This window comes from Hymenobacter sediminicola (assembly GCF_014250515.1).
In the GTDB taxonomy this organism is placed as follows: Bacteria; Bacteroidota; Bacteroidia; order Cytophagales; family Hymenobacteraceae; genus Hymenobacter; species Hymenobacter sediminicola.
In genome coordinates, this window is the sequence record NZ_CP060202.1 from 326,753 (window position 1) to 344,150 (window position 17,398).

Consider the following 17,398-nt stretch of genomic DNA (forward strand, 5'->3'; position numbering starts at 1 on the left):
ACCATGGGAATTGCGCTTAGGACGATGAACGGGTAAAGTGCGAATTTTTCCCGGAATAGCGGAGTTCCACAAGAGGGTATATGAAGCGCTGCCTACTTCAGAGAATAGCCAATGGTATTGCCAAGGTAACGTAGGCATCGAGAGGCTGGCCGTTGTAAGTAGCAGGTTTGAAGTGACCATTTAGTAGTTTAACTACCCGTATTACTTCCTCATCCCAGGCTAGGACAAAGCTCTTTTGTGTCGTTGGGTTGCGAATCATTCCCTGCGTATCGATGATGAACCGCACCGTGGTGATGCCCTCATTATATGACCTGAGAAAAAGGCGAGGATACTGTAAATGCTGTATGAAAAACTGCTGCAGCCCTGCACTGCCGCCCTGTTTAAAGCAAGGCAGTTCTTGCCTTATCGGGAAGCAATGATTAGCTACAGTTGCTCCAGCCATTCCCACTGTCGCAGGCTTGGACGATAAGCCAACCGTGTCAGCATCCGCAATGAAGGCAGTCTGAAAAGGATGCTGGGCGGCAGCAGTCTGGCCAAAAAAAACCGGCAGGGCGAATAGCGGCAACAGGAGCAGCACTTTCATGTCTACTTATGACTGAAGGTAATGGGCAGTGTAAAGCTCACCTCCATCGGGCGCTGCCGGGGTGGATGCACCCAGCGGGGCATTTTTCGCACTACCCGCAATGCTTCAGCATCCAGAGTTGGGTTGATTCCTTTCAACACTTTGACCTGTGTGATGTGCCCGGTTTTCGTGATAATAAAGCCAAGGAACACTTTCCCTTCGGCTGTAGTGGAGGCCGGGTAGCGCAGTTCTCTTTTGAGATAAGCTACCAATGAATCCTGCCCGCCCGGGAAAGAGGGCATGATTTCAGGTGTGATAAATCCGACTACAAGATTCTCCTGCCGCTGAGGAATGGATGGCGCAGCGTCTAAACCTAGTGCTGACGCTGATGCATCAGAAATAGTCCTAGACTCAGTAATGACCTGTTTCGTGCAGGAAAAAAATTGCCCTACTGCCTCCTGGCTCGTCAGCCCCAGCCCGCACACTAGCACCAGCGCCACCAGAAACTGGCGCAGTTTCGGACGCAGGCGGGGCGGGCGGGCCAGCTGCTCCGTCCGGAATCGACCACACATCCGGCCATCGGGAGAGTCGGCGCGGACGGCCTCGAGGTCTGATTGGGTAGCATGGGTGAAGTCCACGACGGTGCGCTGGCAACTGGCGCAGTAGTGGCCCTGCGCCACAGGTGTCATCTGCTGCCAGTCTTCATGGCAGGGCTGCAGGTGCACATTGAGGATAGGAAGGTCGAGCATAGTAGATGCTGTTACTTCGTGACGAACGGTACGGCCAGCGTGTAGTACACCGGCACCGCCCAGCCATTCTGGTGGCCCGGCAGAAACTGCCCGTCCAGCAGATGAATTACGCGTAGCGCTTCGGCATCGAGGGTGGGGTTGAGGCCCTTCACCACTTCAGCACCGCGCACCGCACCCGTATCCGTCACGATGAAGCGCACGAATACCTGGCCCTGCGTTTTCCATTGCTCCCGCGCAAACTTGCGGTTGCGCTCCACAAACTGGGCCAGCGCCGCACTGCGGCCGTGGCGGTAGGTAGGCATTTGCTCCACATAGGAATACACCGTAGGTGTGGCCGGTGCGGCTGGTTCCTGAGCGAAAGCGGGACAGGATAGGAGCCACAGCGAAACAAGCAGCACTAGGGGCTTGCGGGGGGCAGGTGCAACTGGCAGCAGCGGAGCCAAAACCAGTTGGCGAAACAGTGGGAAGGAAAGCAGCATCGTATTGGGCAGCAGGGTAGCAGATGGAACAGGGGGTAGCCTGTCCGGGGTAAGATACATACTACGCCCTGTGCCCGATAATAGTGCCTAGCGCTCCGGCATCTTTATCAGGCTCAATCTTTCCAGAACTCCCGCCCTTTGCTGTTGATGTAGCCTGTTTGGCCGGTGCTGGTGGTTACGCGGGCCACGTCGGCCACAAACGGCTCGGCGGCGGCGTATTTCACGTCAGTCAGCAGCTTGCCCTCGTGGCTGAGGTAGCCGAGGCGGCCAGCCTGCTCCACTATCGGATACAGAAACCCGTTGGCGGCCGTGGCCCGAATGGCGTCATACTCCAGCGGCAGCACGAGGCGGCCTTTGGCGTTGAGCACGCCCCATTTGTTGCCCTGGCGCACCAGCAGCAGGCCACTGTGATGCAGGTCCCGGACTTCGTCGTACTCGGCGGGTACCACGGTGCTGGAGCCGCTCGTGAACCGGAAGCCGACTTTACCCTGGCGGCGCAGCAGGTCGCCCTGCTCCAAGTAGTCGGTTTCGGGTTCCGGTTCGGCGGGCGTGGTCAGGCGGTGGCCCGTTGGCCCGATGGCAAAGGTGTCGCCGCGCAGCACCACGGTGGCGCGGCCGGTAGGGCTGAAGTTGCCAGCGTAGCTGTACTGGGCCGGTATCAGAGCATTACCATTGCCATCGATGTAGCCGTAGAGCGGGCCCTGCCGCACCCAGGCCAGCTCCTGCACAAAGGGGCCAGCCTCATCATAGGCCAGCGGCAGCACAAGACGACGGTTTTGGTCGGCGTAGCCCCAGCGGCTGCCATTGCGAAAGGGCACGAGGCGGCTACCCGCCGTTTGGGCCGGGGCAGGCTCGGGAAGCAGCAGGCTCAGGGCACATGGCACCAGCAGCAGCCAGCCCGGCCGCAGCAAACGAAACCGGAAACCAGACATTGCGGCTAAGGTACGAGGGCCGGCCAAAACCTGTGTGCCGGTTCCTGGGTTTCATCAGTTCTTCACAGCAGCACGTGCAGCTTGCTGCCTTTTCCGCGGCCGGATTGCAACCCGACGCATGGGGCGGCGCCCTCCTACCTTGTATCTTTGCGCCTGCGGGCGTACTTCCGGCCGCTACGGCTACTATGGCTTCTCTACCACTACCCTATCCGCGCTTTACTCTCGGTTCTGCCCTCACTACCGAACAACTGGACTTCTTCCGGCGCTACGGCTTCCTCCATTTTCGCGCTTTCGCTGGTTTCGAGCAGGTGCAGGTACTACTGCGGGCCACGGAGGCCGTGCAGCAGCAGTGGCTAGCCGAGGGCGTGCAGAAAGTAAACGGCGTGCCCATCAAATATGGCAAAGATGTGGATGGCTCGCCTCTTGTGCAGCGTTTCGCCTTTGCCTCGCACTACAGCCCCGTGCTGGCCGAGTTTCTGCAGGATGCCCGCTTTCGGGCCCTGTTTCCGCTACTCGAAGCCCCCGGCGGCCGGGTGGGTATCAACGAAAAGGATGGCCTCGTCATCAACCACTACGTAAACGTGCCGGGCTCGGAGTTTTCGCAGATGGGCTGGCACACCGACTCGCTCCGGGACGTGTTTTACGGCAAGCGCATCGGCCCCATGCTCAACGTAGGCTTCCACCTGGACGGTACGCCCGCCACCAACGGCGGCCTACGTCTGATTCCAGGCACCCACCACCAGCCGCTGCGCGAAATGCTGTTTCGTAAGAAATACTACAAGGACGTCAGCGCCGACGACCACGAAATAGCCGTGGAAACTGAACCCGGCGACCTAACCGTGCACGATGGCCGCATGTGGCACCGCGTGGCGCAGTCGCCGTTGGTGGGGGAGGCCTCGCGCCGCCGCGTGATGTACGTGCCCATCTTGGCTGGCAAGTATCAGCCCAAGCACGAAAACAGTCCTACGCCGTTCTACCTGCGGTTCCTGCACTTAGTAAAGTAGCAGAGCTAAGGCTTACATGAAGTTCCGTCATCCTGAGCGGAGCGAAGGACCTTATCACGTTGAACAGAGTCGGTCTGCGGTGGTAAGGTCCTTCGCTCTGCTCAGGATAACAGACATTATACAAACCCAACCAACATGCCTACTGCCCTCATTACTGGTGCTTCCCGCGGAATCGGGCGGGCTTTTGCCGCCGAGCTGGCTCGCCGGGGCTACAACCTGCTGCTGGTGGCGCGCTCCAAAGACCAGCTAGAGCAGGCCGCCACTGAACTGCGTGCGCAGTCGGGCGTGGAGGTGGCCGTGCTGGCGCAGGATCTGGCCGCCCCCAATGCTGTGGAGCAGGTGGCCGAGTGGGCCAACAGCCAGACGCAGGAACTGGCGGTGCTGGTGAATAATGCGGGCTACGGCATGTGGGGCCGGTTTGAGGAGCTGGGGCTAGCCGAGCAGCAGAGCATGCTGCAGCTGAACATGCATGTGCCGGTAGCCCTCACGCACCGGCTGCTGCCCACGCTCCGGCAGCAGGGCAAGTCCTTTATCCTGAACGTGTCGAGCACGGCGGCCTACCAGGCGGTGCCCACGCTCACGCTGTATGCGGCCAGCAAAGCATTTCTGCTCAGCTTCTCGCGCGGGCTGCGCTACGAGCTACGCGGCTCCGGCGTGTCGGTCACCTGCCTCAGCCCCGGTGCCACCACCACTGACTTCGCCGACCGGGCCGGCATGAGCGCCGGCTTGCAGGAAACCGCCAACAAAGTATCCATGACGCCCGAGCAGGTGGCCCAGGCCGGTATTGCGGCCATGCTGGCCGGTGAGGCCGAGCTGATTCCAGGTGCTCTAAATAAAGTGTCGGCCCACCTGACCGGCCTCGTGCCCAAGTCCCTGACCGAGAAAATAGCAGCCGGCATCTACGAGAAGCACCTGAAGTAGCAGGGTTACAGCGCCGGCGCCGCGTGCTTTCCTGATGTTATTCGGCCAGCCAGCCAGAAGCAGAAAGCGGCAAAGAGCGGGGCGGCCAGCACGTCGTAGGTGTAGTGCGCGTGTTGCACCAGCACCAGCAACCCCACCGCCACGGCGCCCAGCACCAGCCAGCGGCGCAGCCGAACCGGCCCTACCGCCAGCGCCAGCAGCGCTACGGTGGCGGTGTGGCCCGAGAAAAACAAGTCTTTGGTGATGGGAGCCGGGGCAGCGTAAATGAGAGAGTCTACCAGCGGGTCGCGCAGCAGCACCAGGCCCACCGGAGGCTCCAGCGGCAGCAGCCACAGCAGCAGACAGCGGCACAGGTGCAGCAGCCAGTAGGCCCACAACGCCCGCAGCAGTAGCGCCGGCCGCGGCAGCAGATACACCACACACGCCCCAATGCTCAGGTAGATAACCGCAAATGTGGGCCCCGACACATCGTGCGCGGGCAGCAGCGCCAGCAGCGGGTCGGGCAATACCACGCCGTGCCGGGCCTGAATGAAGGCGAAAAAGCGCGGTAGCAACGTCACAAGCCCCAGCAGCAACACCAGTACGCCCAGCAGCCGCACCCGAAAGCTCGTATTGCGCCACGCAGCAGGCCAGCGCAGCGGCGCAGAGGCAACAGGGGTAGCAGTGACGGTGGTGAATGACATGCGGCAAAGGTAAGGCCGCGCCGCCTGGCACCGCACTGCCGTTTCGCACCTAGGTAACGTTTCGCAGCTGAGGCGCCGGATGACTGTGAAAGCCGTTGCGGCACCGTCTGCTGGCGAACCGGCGCGGGCGTTGTACCTTTTGGGGCCACTTTCTACGTCTGCTGCATGAAGCGTCTGCTCCTGTTACTTCCCCTGGCTTTCTCCCTCACCCGTCCGGCCGCTGCCCAGAATGCCGCCCTCAATGCCCGCATTGCCAAGCTCTCGGCGCAACAGGAAACCCAGGTAATTGCCTGGCGGCGCGACATTCATGAGCACCCGGAACTGGGCAACATGGAAACCCGCACGGCTGGCATTATTGCAGCGGAGCTGAAGCGGCTGGGACTGGAAGTGCAAACCGGCGTGGCCCGTACCGGCGTGGTGGGTATCCTGCGCGGCGGCAAGCCCGGCCCCGTGGTGGCCCTGCGCGCCGACATGGACGGCCTGCCCGTCACGGAAAGTCCAACGCTGCCTTTCGCCTCCAAAGCCCGCGCCCAGTACAACGGCCAGGAAGTAGGCGTGATGCACGCCTGCGGCCACGACACCCACGTGGCCATGCTGCTGGGCGCGGCCAACGTGCTGAGCCAGGTGAAAAAAGACCTGCCTGGCACCGTGAAGTTCATCTTCCAGCCCGCTGAGGAAGGCTCGCTGCCCGGCGTGACGGGCGGGGCCAAGCTGATGGTGCAGGAAGGCGTACTCAGCAACCCCAACGTCGATGCTATTTTCGGGGTGCACATCAACGCCCAGACCGAGGTAGGCACCCTTCGCTACCGTCCTGAGGGCGAAATGGCTTCGTCGGATGTCTTCACTATCAAGGTGAAAGGTAAGTCGGCGCATGGTGCTTACCCATGGCTGGCCGTGGACCCGGTGGTAGCCGCCGCCCAGATTATTATGGGCCTGCAGACCATCGTGAGCCGGCAGGTGCAGCTGACCGAAGATGCCGCCGTACTGACCGTGGGCATGGTGCACGGCGGGGTGCGCAACAATATCATTCCGGAGCAAGTGGAGTTGACCGGCACTATCCGCACGCTCAACAAGGAGATGCAGCAGCAAATCTGGACCGCCGTGCGCCGCACTGCTACCAACATTGCGGAAAGCACCGGCGCCACCGCCGAAGTAGACATCGTGAACTATGCGCCCGTGACCTACAACGAGCCGCGCCTCACCGAGCAGATGCTGCCTACGCTGCGCCGCGTAGCCGGCCCCGAGCATGTAGAGCTGCAGAAGGCCGTAACCGGGGCCGAGGACTTTGCCTATTTCCAGGAGAAAGTGCCGGGCGTGTTCCTATTTGTGGGCGGCATGCCCAAAGGAAAGAAGACCGCCGATACGGCCCCGCACCATACAGCCGGCTTTTTCGTAGACGAAAGTGGCCTGACGCTGGGCGTGCAGACCCTCGCCACGCTGGCCGCCGATTATCTGACTATGAAAAAGTGAGCCGTGATGAGGTGATGGAGTAATGAGGTGACGAGTGCTCGGAACACATCCGCGACTTCGCACGGCCTTGCCTCATTGCTTCAGCGCCTCCTTACTCTACTACCCCCGTACTGTATGAATATTGCGCTTGTAACCTGCGAAACGCTGGCCCAATACGCCGCGCCCAACGTCGATGATGAGGACAACCTGCTCACGCGCCACCTGCGCCAGCAGGGCCACCATGTTGAGCCGCGCATCTGGAGCAACCCGGCCGTTGACTGGCTGAGCTACGATGTGGTGGTGCTGAAGTCGCCCTGGGATTACTTCGATAGGGTGCAGGAATTCTACGCCTGGCTTGATAGGATAGAGGTTCAGGGCGTGCGCCTGCTCAACCCCGTGAAAACCGTGCGCTGGAACGCCGACAAGAAGTATCTGCGCGACATGGAGCAGGCCGGCGTGCGTATTGTACCCACGCGCTGGCTGGTGCAGGGCAGCGCTTTTCAGGCCGATGAGCTGTTTGAAACGCTTGGCTGTGAACGGCTGGTGATGAAGCCCTCCGTGAGCGGCGGGGCAAAAAACACCTTCGAACTGACCCGCACCGAAGCCGTCCGCCGTACCCCAGAACTGACGGAGCTACTGCGCCACGAGGATTTTCTGGTGCAGCCGTTTCAGCCCCAGATTCAGGAGCAGGGCGAATGGTCGCTCATCTATCTGGGTGGCGAGTACAGCCACTGCGTGCTGAAAACGCCTAAGCCCGGTGACTTCCGGGTGCAACACTACCTCGGTGGCGGCATTGCAGCCCGCGAGGCACCCGACTACCTGCGCCGCGCCGCCGACCGTATTGTGCACGACTTTGCCCAAGGCTGCCTCTATGCCCGCGTAGACGGAGTAGAGGCCGACGGCGAGCTGCTGCTCATGGAGCTTGAGCTGATTGAGCCTTTCCTCTACCTCGCCTCCGCCGAAGGCTCCTTAGTCCGCTACGAACAGGCGCTGACCCGGCTGTAAGCCGATTTTAAGGCGGTGATGTACGATTATCACGCCGCTACATCAGTCATGCTACACCCCAAGCGAGACTTGCCGCCCGGCAAGTCTCGCTTGGGGTGTAGTTGTCCGAAAACTCCTGGAAATCCAGCGAAAATCAGGGCTCAGAAGCCATTTACGGAGAAGCCGCCGTCTACACTCAGGCACTGGCCGGTGATGTAGCTGGCGGCGGGTAGACACAGAAACGCCACGGCGGCGCCCACTTCTTCTGGCTCGCCTACCCGGCCCTGAGGCGTGCGGCTCACCACCTGCTCCAGGTATTCGGGGTTGCGCAGCACGGTTTCGGCCAGTGGCGTGCGGATATACCACGGCGCCACAGCATTCACCCGGATGCCAGCCGGTGCCCATTCTGCGGCCAGGTTGCGACTGAGCTGAATGAGAGCCGCTTTGGTCATGCCGTAGATGGAGCCGGTGCGCACATGCTGCAGCCCCGCCACCGACGACACATTGACGATACTAGCCGCCCCGGCCGCTTTCAGCATAGGATATGCACCCTGGCACAACCCAAACGTCGATTCCAGGTTGGTAGCCAGCAGGTGCTGATACTCGGTGGGGCTGTAGTCGGTGGTGGGCTTGCGGATGTTGGTGCCCACGTTATTGACCAGAATATGCAGCACGTTGCCATGTGCAGCTACTGCATCAAGTACCTGCCGGCGGCCGGTTTCGGTGCTTACATCGGCCATCACGGCGTGCGCATCTAGGCCCTGCGCCCGCCACGCGGCTACCTGTGCTTCCAGTTCGGGCGCCTGCCGCGCCACGGCCAGCACTGTCGCGCCAAAGCCGAGTAGCTCGGTAGCTACTGCCGCGCCGATGCCTTTGGAAGCGCCCGTCACGACGGCAAGCTGCTGCGCAAGGCTCCAACGGTTACCCAATTGAGAAGAAGAATCATCCATTTCAGAGGCAGATCAATGTGTAAGATTTTGTCGGTGTGATACGCTGGAAATTTGATTTTGGAGATATAATAAGCCGTGTTTTGGTATTAAATACCGGATAAGTTGCATTCAGTTTATATTGTAAAATGTTGTGATAGTTGCAATAATACAGGGGCATGGGAAATAAATTTTCAATAAAATGCTGTTGGTTTTGGAAATACTATAAATTGACGGCCTGTTTGATGGAAATCATACAGTCCGATCTTTCCTCACTCCTACAACCACACAACATGCTCAACAAGTACTCTGCGGCAGCGCTGATGCTGCTCGGTGGCCTAAGCTCAACCGGCTTGGCCCAGGACCTTTCTCGGGTGCAAAGCAAAGACCTCAACGACAACGGCACCCCTTATTTGGTGCAGTTCAAAGCCGATGTGGCCGCCTACCAGCTCAACCAGGCTAGCCAACTGCTGCGCGACCAGTTGCAACTTACTACCGACGACCAGCTGCTTCCCCTCAAATCGGAAGCCGACGAGCTGGGCTTTGCGCACGAGAAGTTTCAGCAGTATTACAAAGGCATTAAGGTAGAGCATGCTACCTACTCAGTGCACGCCCGCGGTGGTAAAGTGCAGAGCATCAGCGGACAGTTTGAGCGGGTGCGTGGCCTCAACCCGACTCCCTCACTTTCCTCAGACGCTGCATTGCAGCGCGCTATGTCGTTTGTGGGAGCTCGCAAATACATGTGGCAAGACGACCGGGAAGAAGCCAGCCTGAAGCAGCTTGAAAACAACCCCAACGCCACCTACCGCCCGCAGGGTGAGCTGGTGGTGGTGCGTAATATGCGCACCACCAATGCCGCGCTGGCCGGCAAACCCACGCTGGCCTGGAAGTTTAACGTTTATGCGCAGGCTCCTATCAGCCGTGCTTACATCTACGTAGACGCGCATTCCGGCGAAGTAGTAGGCCAGGACAACATCATTAAGCATGCGGCGGCTACGGCCACATTTGCCACGGCCTACAGTGGCACCCGCGCGTTGGCCAACGGCACCGCTACCGGCGGCTACAACCTGCGTGAAGTCACGCGCGGTCTGGGCATCGAAACCTACAACTGCAAACGCAGTAACAGCTACACTGGCGCCGCCGACTTTGTGGATGCCGACAACAACTGGACGGCCGCCGAGTACAACAACACCAACTTCGATAACGTGGCCGGCGATGCGCACTTCGGCGCGCAGGCTACCTACGACTACTGGAAGCTGGTGCACAACCGGAATTCCTACGACAATGCCGGAGCCAAAATCAAAAGCTACGTGCATTTTGATGATGTGCCAGGTGGAGCCGGCTACGAAAACGCCTTCTGGGATGGAGTGCGCATGACCTACGGCGACGGGGCCAGCACCTTCAAGCCCCTGACGGCCATGGACGTATGCGGCCACGAAATCGGGCACGCTGTCTGCGAAAAAACGGCCAACCTGACCTACCAGAACGAGTCGGGCGCTATGAACGAAGGCTTCTCCGACATCTGGGGCGCTTGCGTGGAAGCCCGCGCTGTAAGCACCTATGGTCTCACCGGCAAGAGCACCTGGCTCATCGGCGAAGAAATCATGAAGGCTGGCGGCGCGCTGCGCTCCATGAGCAGCCCCAACACCTACGGCCAGCCCGATACTTACAAAGGCACTTACTGGAGAGCTACTACTACCAGCCCTACGCAGTCGAATGATTACGGCGGAGTGCACACCAACTCGGGCGTGCTCAACTACTGGTTCTATCTGCTGAGCCAGGGTGGTTCGGGCACCAACGACATCGGGAGTGCCTACACGGTGGCAGGCATAGGCTTAGATGATGCCGCCAAAATTGCCTACCGTGCCGAAGCAGTATACCTGTCGGCTTCTTCTACTTATGCCAATGCCCGCACGGCCGCTATTTCGGCCGCTACGGACTTATATGGTGCCGGCTCGGCGCAGGTGACAGCCGTTACGAATGCGTGGTACGCCGTGGGTGTAGGTGCCGCCGCAGGTGGCGGTGGTACGCCCACAACGCCTGTTTATTGTGCCAGCAAAGGCACGAACGTGTCGTACGAGTGGATTGATCTGGTGAGCCTGGGCAGCATCACCCGCAGCTCGGCCAGCAACGCCGGCTACTACGACGGCACGGCCCTGACCACGACCGTGACGGCCGGCTCCTCGCAGACGATCAGCTACAGCGCCGGCTTCGCCTCCACGGCCTACACCGAGTACTGGAAAGTGTACATCGACTACAACCAGGATGGTGACTTTCTGGACAGCGGCGAGACGGTAGTCAACCGGGCGGGCACGAGCAGCGCCACGACGCTGAGCAGCACGTTCACGGTGCCGGCCACGGCCAAGAACGGCAAGACCCGCCTGCGGGTGGTGATGAGCGACGCCTCGGCCACGAGCAGCTGCGGCAGCTTCAGCTACGGCGAAACCGAGGACTATTCCATCACCATCTCCGGCGGCGCGGCTATTGCCGGCAACATGGGCAGCAACGCCAGCATGGGCATTACCCAGAGCGTTTCGCGCAGCCTCGAGCTGTACCCGAACCCCGCTACCGATGTCGTGAACATTATCATGCCCGACAACGCCCCCGTAGTATCCGTGACGCTCACGGACTTGCGTGGTGCCAAGGTAACCGGCCTGCGTATCAGCGGCGACCAGCTGAACGTGTCGGCTTTGGCCAAAGGCATCTACACTCTCACCGTCAGCGACGGGCAGAAAGTGTTCCATCAGCGTTTCGTGAAGCAATAGTGTCTGCTTCACGCTAGCAAAAAAGGCCCGTCGAGCGACGGGCCTTTTTTATTGTTGCTTGTAGCTGTTTGCAGTATTCTGGCAACTGCCATCAGCCGGCTACCGGCCCCAGGGAGCGTATTCCAGCTTCAACTCTACCAGGCCGTAGCCGTCGTTGAGGCTGGAGCTGGAGCGGCCGCTCACCGGGCTAACGTCGTCGAGCTGGTCGGTGGTGGTGAAGAAGTAGGCTGCTTCGGCCGTGGCATTGAGCTGCGGGGTGAGCCGGAATACGATGCCGAAGCCCACTGGTGCCGTAATGGCTAGGGCCGGATAGTCGTTGCGCTCCGGCGCCAGGAAGCTGGTTCGGTCGTCTGGTCGCAGTGTACCGAGATACGACTTGGGATTGTAGAGTAGGAAGCCGGCTCCAGCCTTCACAAACGGTTTGATAAGGGCAGCCGGGCGCTTCGGGCTGGCAAACTCGCTTTCGTCGCGCAGCAGCTCGTAGCGCAGAAACGTGATGCCACTCACATTTCGCCCCCGAAATGCCAAACCCCGCTCAACCAACTGGTCTTTGGCCCCGAGCTGGAAATACGTGGCCTCGCCGCCAATAACCAGTCGTGGCCGCACTAGATACAGAATGCCCAGGCTGCCGCTGCCGCCGGGTAGGTTGTTGCCCAGGTCGCCGGCCAAGTCGCCGTTGTAGAGGGCCACGCCCCCGCCTGCCGTAAACCGAACCGGGCCCCGATAGTACGCCCGAGCCTGGCTGCTGTAGTGGCGGCGGCGACGCTCCGGCCCTTCCTGAGCCGCAACAGAGTGCGCCAGCATAATACTGGCCGCGAAAGAAGAAATCAGCAGAACGTGCTTCACGCAGGGACGAGGTTAGGTGAGGTAGTAGATAGTTGAGTAGAGAATGGAAATAAAGAGGGTATAGCAGGCAGGCAAAAGTGCGAAACGCGTGGTACGCGGGAAATAGGTAGGGGTTGCAGTGGCCGGCACAAGGCCGGCTCCTGGCCTCACCTAGCTTATTTGAACTTGCCTTCCGGATCGGGCATCTTTGCCATCAGGTCGCTGAGGAAGTTGAAATCGATGCTGGTCATGTTGATGTTCTGGCCCTTATGGACCGCCTCCCAGGCTTTCGTGTAGTCTTCCTGTAAGTAATGAGCCAGCGCCATTTGCTGCCAAGCAATGGCATTGTTGGGGTCGGTGGCAAGGGCGCGCTGCAGGTAGCTGATGCCGGTTGTCAGATCTTTTTTCTTTTTGGTCTGCTCGTACCGAATCAGGTAGCTGGACCCCAAGTCGGAGAGCATCAGGGCGTTTTCGGGTGCCAAGGCTAAGCCCTTCATGAGCAGGTCGATGGCCTGATCGGGGGCAGGGTTCTTACTGGCCACAATGCCCAGGCCGCGGTAGACCTCCGGGTTTTTGGCATCGAGCAGCCACGCCAGGTTGAAGCGGGTAACGGCTGTATCGGCCTGCCCTTCGCTGATGTACTCATAGCCTTTGCTGGAAAAGAAACGGCTGGCCTCGGCCCGGGAGCTGAAGCTGGCGGCCACTTTTTCTACGTAGCCGGGAGCCAGCAGACCTTCAGCCTGCGCTGCCGCAATACCTCCGAACAGCGGCTGCAGGCGGCTGGCGGCTGTTACGGCCTCATCCTTGGTTTTGATTTTGGTTTTGCGTTGCGCCTGCGCTGGCAGAGCCAACAGCCCAGCAAAGCCCAGAGCTACGAAAAAGGGGTATTTCATGTAAAAGCAAGTCGAAAATAACTTCTGCAGCGGGCCTCCGCTGTCGGTTTCAGACAAATATAACGCTCCGGGCGGCGGGGTTCGTGCGTGTAGCAAGCCATTATGTGTGGGTGCCCCTCCCATCCGGCCGCCGCATGCGTGCGTAGGTGCAGGGCGCAGTCAGTTTCCGTGCTGCCTATTTTTGGTTTGCTTCTATGTCTATTTCCCGCCATTGGCTCTGTCTGCCGGCCCTGTTATTGTTGCCATTGCTACTAGGCCTCGCCAATGAGTATGCTGTGGCCCGGCCCAGTCGGCGCACCCAAGACCTAGCCTATGTGCCGGCCAACGACCCCACCTATGATGCCGAACGACACCGCCTTGATGTGTATGCGCCCAAAGAAGCCTCGGTCGCACTGCATCCGGTAGTGGTATTCATTCATGGCGGTAGCTGGAACAGTGGCAGCAAGGGCTTTTACTCGTTCATTGGGCGGCGCCTGGCCAAGCAGGGGGTAGTGGCCGTTATTCTCAACTACCGGCTGGCTCCGCAGGTGGAGGTGCCTGCCATGGCCGACGACTGCGCCCGGGCCGTCATCTGGACTACCCAGCACATTGCTGACTATGGCGGCGACCCGCAACGCGTCTTTGTTATGGGGCACTCAGCTGGTGGCGGCCTGGCGGCGCTGCTCACCGCCGACAACCGCCTGTTTCAGCGCCATGGGCTAGCTCGCAACCCCATCAGAGGCGCTATTCTGGACGACCCGGCCGGATTGGATATGTATGACTATCTGCAGAAGATGGAGTATCCCAATGATGCGCAGTATTTGGTGCCGTTTGGGAAGCAGCCAGAAACATGGCGCGAGGTATCGGCTATGTACCACGTTACGGCTACTACACCACCGTTTCTGATTTTTGTGGGTGGCAAAACGTATCCGTCTATCAGCGGGAGTAGCCGAAAGTTTCGGGAGAAGCTAACGGCGCTGGGGCGGCCTCCCCAGTTTGCAGTGCTGCCCGGCAAGCACCACATTCCGATGGTATTGCAGCTCTACTGGCAGCACAATGTGCTATATCAGCAGCTACTGAAGTTTGTGGGAGTATAAAATAAGAGCGGTGCTACCCGCAGCGGCACATGCTGTTTCAAAACAAGGAGGCCTGCACAGACGGCTGCTCAAACTCCAGTAGCCACTTCTTGCGCGGCAGTCCGCCAGCGTAGCCGGTCAGTTGGCCGCTAGCCCCGATGATGCGGTGGCAGGGCCACACAATGGCCAGCGGATTCTGCCCGTTAGCCGCGCCCACAGCCCGCACTGCGGCCGGGTTGCCCAGCTGCCGGGCCAGGTCGAGGTAAGAAGCAGTGCGGCCGAACCCCACATCCGTCAGCGCAGTCCAGACACGGCGCTGAAACTCCGTGCCCTGCTGCACATCGTAGGTCAGCGTGAAGTCACGAAGTTCCCGCCCAAAGTAGGCGCGCAGCTGCCGGTATGCTTCCTGCAGGCTTTCCGGCACTTGGTGGGGAGGCGTTTGGGCATGCACATCATCGTTGAGAAACTCCACGGCTGCTAGGCCCGCATCGGTGCCGCGCAGGCGTAGCAGCCCAACCGGCGAGGAGAGAAAAGCAACAGTTTCAGACATACAGATAGACGAAGGCCGCAAAAATGCAAAAAAGCTGCCCGACAAGTTGTGAAGCGTAATTTTAGAACAACAATATACTATACAAAGGAAAAAATTGGAAATGAACAAGTTGACGGGTAATGCACGAGGCTGGTCGTGAAAGAATGCTTTATATTGCTTCAGCCTCGCTTAAGGAGGAGGTTAGAATAGTACTTCCCTAAGAAGCTTTTGCTGCTTACTGCTTCATTTCATCCGTTCATCTCTAGACCTAACGCATTGTGCGACACCTACTGTTCTGTTTTGTAGCCGGGTTGCTCTCTACCGGCTCTGCGCTGGGCGGACTGCCTGCCTCGGGCCCCGCCACACAACCAGGTACGCAGGCTGCTACTACCCTCGGACCGGGCGAAGGCACCGGCCTGACGGGCTCCTATTTCAACAACGGCACCCTGGCCGGTACACCGCTGCTGCGTCGCGTCGATGCTGTTGTCGATTTTGAGTGGAAAATGGGTATTCCGGCCCCTGGCCTGCGTAGTGACAACTTTTCGGTGCGCTGGGAAGGACAGATTGAAGCCCCCGCCACAGGCCGCTACAAGTTCATTACCAAATCCAATGATGGGGTGCGGCTGTGGATAAACGGCAAGCAGATTCTCGACAACTGGAACGGACAGGGCAGCACCACTACTTCTACCAGTGCCGAGGTAAGCCTGGCCGCCGGTGAGCGAACCACCATCAAAGTGGAATACTATGACCAGGATGGAGACGCCAACGTGCGCCTGCAGTGGGTACGCCCAGGGCAAGGGGCACAAACCGTTCCTTCTGTATACCTCTACCCGCTGGAAGGCCCCGGCATGCCGGTAGCAGAGGCGCCCACTGTACTTACTGTTGCGCCTGCGCCGGAACCCGCTGCAAAACCGGCCAAAGCCACGGCCGCTGCTAAAACCCCAGCAACGCCCAAAGCAGCTCCTGCTGCCAAAGTAGCTGTAGCTGCAAAACCAGCGGCCCCCAAACCAGCTCCGGCTCCGAAGCCTGCAAAACAGGCCGCTCCTACGTCTGCCGAAATTGCCAAGGCGCTCAGCATTCCTGGCGTGTTTACGCTTATGGCCCGCTCCGACGGAAAACCGTTGGAAGTACAGGGCGACGCCCCGGTGTCGAAAGAGCCAGGCCTGGCAACGGCACCTACCGGAGCGCCCCAGTGGGAAATTGAGGAAGCAGGTAGTGGTTACTACAAGCTCACAGTGCAGGGCGGACGCAAGGTGCTGGAAGTGCTAGGCAGCGAAACCTCTAATGGCGCGGCCCTGAGCCTCTGGCCTTACTATAGCGGAAACAACCAGCTCTGGAAAATAGAGGAAGCCGGCGAAGGCTATTACAAACTCACAGCCAAGCACAGCAACAAAGCCCTGACTGCCGGCACCGAGGAAGAAGGCGGCCTGCAGCAGCGCCGCTACGCTAGCCGCCCCACGCAACAATGGAAGCTGGAAGCTGCAGCCCCAAAAGATGCCCAGCTGGCCGGCCCGATAGCCGCCAACGTGCCCGTAACTGGTTCCAACCGCTTGGCAGTATATCCCAATCCCTCCAACGGGGTGGTGCAGATGGCATACCAACTGGGAGAAGCGCAGCCGATGGGCTGGGTACTCTATGACCAGCGGGGCTCGGCAGTTCGCGTATCGGACTACCGCCGCCAGAACGCCGGCCCTCACCACCAGACTCTCGACTTCACGGGCCTTCCCGCCGGCGACTATAACCTAAACCTAACCGTAGGCGCCACCACCACTAGGCAGCTGGTGAGCATCCGCCGGCCAGGTGCCGCCACCGCTGAACCCGCTGCTGAGGCCGCTAAATAGTCTCATCTAGTAACTCTTTATAATAGAAAAGCGCCGCCTGTTCTGTAAGAGCAGGTGGCGCTTTTCTATTATAAAGAGTGCGTTTCAGCCTCCGAAAGGCTCCAGGGAGTCCCAGAGCCGCCCGAATTCCTGGTTGTAGCGCCGCACAATAGCCTCGTCTTCTGTGATGAGCAGATTCTCAAGATTCAGCTCCGCCGCCGACCGGGTCCAGTTGTAGGAACCGGTTAGCACGGTCCGGCTGTCGGCCACGGCAAACTTGTGGTGCATATGGTCGGTGGTACGGTCGACGTGCACGGGCAGGCCAGCCGCGTGCAGTTGGCGCACATCGGAGCCTCGGTCAAAGAGCTTGTCGTTATCGGTAAGCAGGCGTACCCGCACCCCGCGTTTGTGCGCGGCCAGTACAGCGTCGGTCAATCGGTCATCAGCAATTGTGAACACACAGATATCGAGGGTATGCGCGGCCTCGCCTAAAAAGCGCCGGATGGCGGCCACGCAGTCGTCGTTGGGGCTGAAGAACACCTCGGAACGGGCGGCGCGAGCCGGTGGGCCAGCCGGAGGCAACAGCAAGGCACTGGCTGCTTCCAGCCATTCTATCACGGCCTTGTCCTGAAAACTGTTGAATCGGTCACGAGCCATCCCAAACAGGCGGTGGCGCAACTCGTGCAGGCCTTCGCCATGCTGGCCATGCTCTGCCAGCCGCTGGCGCAACAGGCGGGCTTCATCCAGCGAGAGAGTAGAATCAGCGAAGGCGCGTTTGAAGTGATGCAGCAGGTCGGTGGTATCGGCGGGTGGTCGGTTCAT

General features: G+C 60.0%; 17 protein-coding genes. 7 read left to right on the plus strand and 10 right to left on the minus strand.

Features of this window, described 5'->3' with window-relative positions; genetic code table 11:
* Positions 1-97: 97 nt before the first annotated feature.
* The 4 genes from H4317_RS01370 to H4317_RS01385 form a co-directional block, all read right to left on the minus strand.
* The gene (locus H4317_RS01370; RefSeq protein ID WP_185888415.1) at positions 98-583 is read right to left on the minus strand and encodes an energy transducer TonB; all 486 of its coding nucleotides are present in this window, start codon (positions 581-583) and stop codon (positions 98-100) included.
* A gap of 2 nt (positions 584-585) precedes the next feature.
* A complete protein-coding gene (locus H4317_RS01375; RefSeq protein ID WP_185888416.1) occupies positions 586-1,311 on the minus strand; it encodes an energy transducer TonB in 726 nt (241 codons plus the stop codon).
* A gap of 11 nt (positions 1,312-1,322) precedes the next feature.
* Positions 1,323-1,790, minus strand: coding sequence for an energy transducer TonB (locus H4317_RS01380; RefSeq protein ID WP_185888417.1), 468 nt, complete (start codon positions 1,788-1,790; stop codon positions 1,323-1,325).
* 113 nt (positions 1,791-1,903) lie between these two features.
* Positions 1,904-2,722 (minus strand): WG repeat-containing protein, encoded by an 819-nt coding sequence (locus tag H4317_RS01385; RefSeq protein WP_185888418.1) that lies wholly within the window; start codon positions 2,720-2,722, stop codon positions 1,904-1,906.
* A gap of 185 nt (positions 2,723-2,907) precedes the next feature.
* Between H4317_RS01385 and H4317_RS01390 the strand changes: the two genes are divergently transcribed.
* Positions 2,908-3,726 (plus strand): phytanoyl-CoA dioxygenase family protein, encoded by an 819-nt coding sequence (locus H4317_RS01390; RefSeq protein ID WP_185888419.1) that lies wholly within the window; start codon positions 2,908-2,910, stop codon positions 3,724-3,726.
* A 135-nt stretch (positions 3,727-3,861) separates the two neighbouring features.
* Positions 3,862-4,647 carry an SDR family NAD(P)-dependent oxidoreductase gene (locus H4317_RS01395; RefSeq protein ID WP_185888420.1) on the plus strand — a complete coding sequence of 262 codons (786 nt, stop codon included), beginning with the start codon at positions 3,862-3,864 and terminating at the stop codon, positions 4,645-4,647.
* A 5-nt stretch (positions 4,648-4,652) separates the two neighbouring features.
* On the opposite strand, the gene H4317_RS01400 is transcribed toward H4317_RS01395, so the two are convergent.
* Positions 4,653-5,330: a phosphatase PAP2-related protein gene (locus H4317_RS01400; RefSeq protein WP_185888421.1), complete on the minus strand. Its 678-nt coding sequence runs from the start codon at positions 5,328-5,330 to the stop codon at positions 4,653-4,655.
* 165 nt (positions 5,331-5,495) lie between these two features.
* Here H4317_RS01400 and H4317_RS01405 point away from each other — a divergent pair, with 165 nt between their 5' ends.
* Together H4317_RS01405 and H4317_RS01410 are read left to right on the plus strand one after the other, a co-directional pair.
* Positions 5,496-6,800, plus strand: coding sequence for an amidohydrolase (locus H4317_RS01405; RefSeq protein ID WP_185888422.1), 1,305 nt, complete (start codon positions 5,496-5,498; stop codon positions 6,798-6,800).
* Positions 6,801-6,914: 114 nt separating this feature from the next.
* Positions 6,915-7,784 carry an ATP-grasp domain-containing protein gene (locus H4317_RS01410; RefSeq protein WP_185888423.1) on the plus strand — a complete coding sequence of 290 codons (870 nt, stop codon included), beginning with the start codon at positions 6,915-6,917 and terminating at the stop codon, positions 7,782-7,784.
* 140 nt (positions 7,785-7,924) lie between these two features.
* Here the strand turns inward: H4317_RS01410 and H4317_RS01415 are convergent, their stop codons facing one another.
* A complete protein-coding gene (locus H4317_RS01415) occupies positions 7,925-8,713 on the minus strand; it encodes an SDR family oxidoreductase (RefSeq protein ID WP_185888424.1) in 789 nt (262 codons plus the stop codon).
* Between the two features lie 269 nt (positions 8,714-8,982).
* Here H4317_RS01415 and H4317_RS01420 point away from each other — a divergent pair, with 269 nt between their 5' ends.
* Positions 8,983-11,454 (plus strand): M4 family metallopeptidase, encoded by a 2,472-nt coding sequence (locus H4317_RS01420; RefSeq protein WP_185888425.1) that lies wholly within the window; start codon positions 8,983-8,985, stop codon positions 11,452-11,454.
* A gap of 99 nt (positions 11,455-11,553) precedes the next feature.
* On the opposite strand, the gene H4317_RS01425 is transcribed toward H4317_RS01420, so the two are convergent.
* On the minus strand, positions 11,554-12,300 hold the full coding sequence (locus tag H4317_RS01425) for a hypothetical protein (protein ID WP_185888426.1): 747 nt from the start codon (positions 12,298-12,300) through the stop codon (positions 11,554-11,556).
* Between the two features lie 155 nt (positions 12,301-12,455).
* Positions 12,456-13,172, minus strand: a complete 717-nt coding sequence (locus tag H4317_RS01430) for a tetratricopeptide repeat protein (protein ID WP_185888427.1) — start codon at positions 13,170-13,172, stop codon at positions 12,456-12,458.
* 194 nt (positions 13,173-13,366) lie between these two features.
* Between H4317_RS01430 and H4317_RS01435 the strand changes: the two genes are divergently transcribed.
* Entirely contained in the window at positions 13,367-14,248 is an 882-nt protein-coding gene (locus H4317_RS01435) for an alpha/beta hydrolase (protein WP_185888428.1), read from the plus strand.
* 37 nt (positions 14,249-14,285) lie between these two features.
* Here H4317_RS01435 and H4317_RS01440 read toward each other — a convergent pair whose 3' ends face one another.
* The gene (locus H4317_RS01440) at positions 14,286-14,777 is read right to left on the minus strand and encodes a methylated-DNA--[protein]-cysteine S-methyltransferase (protein WP_185888429.1); all 492 of its coding nucleotides are present in this window, start codon (positions 14,775-14,777) and stop codon (positions 14,286-14,288) included.
* A 290-nt stretch (positions 14,778-15,067) separates the two neighbouring features.
* On the opposite strand from H4317_RS01440, the gene H4317_RS01445 reads away from it, so the two are divergent.
* Positions 15,068-16,597, plus strand: a complete 1,530-nt coding sequence (locus H4317_RS01445) for an RICIN domain-containing protein (protein WP_185888430.1) — start codon at positions 15,068-15,070, stop codon at positions 16,595-16,597.
* A gap of 84 nt (positions 16,598-16,681) precedes the next feature.
* On the opposite strand, the gene H4317_RS01450 is transcribed toward H4317_RS01445, so the two are convergent.
* Positions 16,682-17,398 (minus strand): phospholipase D-like domain-containing protein, encoded by a 717-nt coding sequence (locus H4317_RS01450; protein WP_185888431.1) that lies wholly within the window; start codon positions 17,396-17,398, stop codon positions 16,682-16,684.

Excerpts from the sequence above, each read along its gene's own strand:
- H4317_RS01395 (WP_185888420.1), top strand. The coding sequence starts at position 3,862 with ATGCCTACTGCCCTCATTACTGGTGCTTCCCGCGGAATCGGGCGGGCT.
- H4317_RS01400 (WP_185888421.1), bottom strand. The coding sequence starts at position 5,330 with ATGTCATTCACCACCGTCACTGCTACCCCTGTTGCCTCTGCGCCGCTG.
- H4317_RS01390 (WP_185888419.1), top strand. The coding sequence starts at position 2,908 with ATGGCTTCTCTACCACTACCCTATCCGCGCTTTACTCTCGGTTCTGCC.
- H4317_RS01440 (WP_185888429.1), bottom strand. The coding sequence starts at position 14,777 with ATGTCTGAAACTGTTGCTTTTCTCTCCTCGCCGGTTGGGCTGCTACGC.
- H4317_RS01420 (WP_185888425.1), top strand. The coding sequence starts at position 8,983 with ATGCTCAACAAGTACTCTGCGGCAGCGCTGATGCTGCTCGGTGGCCTA.
- H4317_RS01435 (WP_185888428.1), top strand. The coding sequence starts at position 13,367 with ATGTCTATTTCCCGCCATTGGCTCTGTCTGCCGGCCCTGTTATTGTTG.
- H4317_RS01370 (WP_185888415.1), bottom strand. The coding sequence starts at position 583 with ATGAAAGTGCTGCTCCTGTTGCCGCTATTCGCCCTGCCGGTTTTTTTT.
- H4317_RS01430 (WP_185888427.1), bottom strand. The coding sequence starts at position 13,172 with ATGAAATACCCCTTTTTCGTAGCTCTGGGCTTTGCTGGGCTGTTGGCT.
- H4317_RS01385 (WP_185888418.1), bottom strand. The coding sequence starts at position 2,722 with ATGTCTGGTTTCCGGTTTCGTTTGCTGCGGCCGGGCTGGCTGCTGCTG.
- H4317_RS01415 (WP_185888424.1), bottom strand. The coding sequence starts at position 8,713 with ATGGATGATTCTTCTTCTCAATTGGGTAACCGTTGGAGCCTTGCGCAG.
- H4317_RS01450 (WP_185888431.1), bottom strand. The coding sequence starts at position 17,398 with ATGAACCGACCACCCGCCGATACCACCGACCTGCTGCATCACTTCAAA.
- H4317_RS01410 (WP_185888423.1), top strand. The coding sequence starts at position 6,915 with ATGAATATTGCGCTTGTAACCTGCGAAACGCTGGCCCAATACGCCGCG.
- H4317_RS01405 (WP_185888422.1), top strand. The coding sequence starts at position 5,496 with ATGAAGCGTCTGCTCCTGTTACTTCCCCTGGCTTTCTCCCTCACCCGT.
- H4317_RS01380 (WP_185888417.1), bottom strand. The coding sequence starts at position 1,790 with ATGCTGCTTTCCTTCCCACTGTTTCGCCAACTGGTTTTGGCTCCGCTG.
- H4317_RS01375 (WP_185888416.1), bottom strand. The coding sequence starts at position 1,311 with ATGCTCGACCTTCCTATCCTCAATGTGCACCTGCAGCCCTGCCATGAA.